The sequence below is a fragment of the Actinomyces sp. Z5 genome, from assembly GCF_003287795.1.
Taxonomy (GTDB): domain Bacteria; phylum Actinomycetota; class Actinomycetes; order Actinomycetales; family Actinomycetaceae; genus Actinomyces; species Actinomyces glycerinitolerans.
The window spans coordinates 1-1974 of sequence record NZ_QMIN01000105.1; the positions used below are offsets into that span (position 1 = coordinate 1).

Below are 1974 nucleotides of genomic sequence, written 5' to 3' on the forward strand. Positions count from 1 at the left end.
GGAGTGAGGAGAACGACGCCAAGGGTACGGACTGCCTGATCGTGTTCAACCGGTCCAGCGCGCACTTCAAGGACTCTGTGACTCCGGTGGATGTGAAGGTGTCCTACGCGATCGAGTTCACGGCTTCTGACGGCGCCGCCGGAACCATGGACACGCATACCACGTCCACGACCACCAGCATCCCGGTGGCGGAGATCCAGACGATTATCGTTCAGCCCACCGATGAACCATGAGACGCCCGGGAGAAGGCTCTCGTGGGATGGCTGATGGTGGTTCAGGACGGTGACGGCGAAGGGAGGTAGGGAGATGAAGACGGTGCAGTCGCAATCAAGAGGAAGTAGGACCAGAGAACCCGGACGCGCAATCCGGTGGTGGTGGGGTAGGGCCGCTGCGGCCTTGTGCCTGGTAACCTCCCTGGCTGCGTGCGGAATCATCAATGGTACGGATGAGCCCACCGCACCGCCGAGGACTCCGCTGGCAGTTGAGACGATCTGTGGTGTCTTCCCCAACCGGGACCTCCAGAACATCCTCGGTTTCAATACCTACAGATACGACTATGACACCGGCACCATAACAAACGTAGATACAGGTGCTACCGGTTACCATTATGGTTGCCACATGGAGTCGAATAGCGAGCCCTTCGGGCGCATTGAAATACAATACACTGCTGGTAATACATTGCTGTTGCCGGGTCGCGGGCAGCTGGAGTTCGATGGTATTCCCGAGGAATTCACGAACGCCACCCGCGCCAGTTTCGAGGTCGTTGATGGTGAGGGCTGGGGCTGGACTACCAGCGCGGAAGTGTTCGTGGCTTGGCGGTATAACGACAACCAAGTTCTTGCGGCCAGGTTGACTTATTGGGGTCCTGAGGAGGATCTGGATGAGCAGGTGGTTAAGTTCCATGCCGTTCTTGAGCCCGCCCTGGCGCAAATCCCCGAGTTCGCCTCGACTACTCAGACGCGCGTCACTGTTCCCTTACCCACTCCCGAAACCGAGGATGCAGCCACCGATCCAGACGACTGACCAACCTCTGCCACCTACCCAGTGCTGCAAAGGAGAGCTGTCTAGCATGCAACTGTCAACATACCTGTCTCGTCTGGGGCTGCGCCGTGCTGCCGCTGGCGCTGCGGTGCTGCTGCTGGCCTGTGCGCCCCTGGTGGCGTGCTCGTCCGATTCCGATGACAACCCCTTGGGCATCCCCACCTATGATCCGGAGGCGATGGCCTCGGCGGAGGCGTCTGAGTCGGCTGCCGCGGCGGCGGCCTCCGCGTCGGCGTCTGCTGCCGCCCCTACCCTTGAGTCTCTGTCAGACCAGGAGCTGGGCTACCACATGGTCTCCATCCCCGAAGACCTCACCGAAGCACAGACCAAGGCGCTGGTTGACTACGTCGCCTATGACCAAGTCACCTGGCGCATCTGGTCGACCGGCGAAGGCATCGAGAACCTGCCCACCGTCGCAACAGGGACCTATCTGGCGCACCTGCAGGAGGAAGCAGAATTGCTCAGCAGCAAGGGCGAACGGGATAATCCGCCGGTGCGAGTAGCAATCACCGAGGTGTCCGTCGCCGAAGACGGCACCTACGCAGAGATTACAGAGTGCAATGATCAAACCCAGGTGACCACCGTGGACGCCAATGGCAACGACATCACCGACCCGAACCGCCAACTCCGCTTCGAAGTCAACACCGTCATGACCCCCGCCGACGACGGAACCTGGCTGGCAACTGCAGAGACCACCACGTCCACCAACGAGTGCACCGTGGAGTGACAGTCGATGCGCACCCGGAAAATCCATGCCCTGCTCGCCGCCGTCCTTGCCCTGACCTCAACCCTCCTAATCACCGACAACCCCCAAGCAATCGATCGGGAAAGTACGACGAATTCCCAGTCCTCGTCTGCTGGTGTCTCGGCTTCCGGTGACGGCGGGGGCTCCATCGAGGCATCGGTGACCGTGACCTACGCCTCTCCCGGTAG

At 60.8% G+C, this 1974-nt stretch carries 2 protein-coding genes and 2 pseudogenes; all 4 read left to right on the plus strand.

What is annotated here, in order from left to right:
• A pseudogene (locus DRB06_RS16270) lies at positions 1–233 on the plus strand (hypothetical protein); the annotation flags it as partial.
• Between the two features lie 385 nt (positions 234–618).
• Complete coding sequence (locus tag DRB06_RS14055; RefSeq protein ID WP_111820278.1) at positions 619–1023, plus strand: hypothetical protein; 405 nt, start codon at positions 619–621, stop codon at positions 1021–1023.
• Positions 1024–1069: 46 nt separating this feature from the next.
• Positions 1070–1768, plus strand: a complete 699-nt coding sequence (locus tag DRB06_RS14060) for a hypothetical protein (protein ID WP_111820279.1) — start codon at positions 1070–1072, stop codon at positions 1766–1768.
• Positions 1769–1774: 6 nt separating this feature from the next.
• Positions 1775–1974: pseudogene (locus tag DRB06_RS16415) on the plus strand (hypothetical protein); the annotation flags it as partial.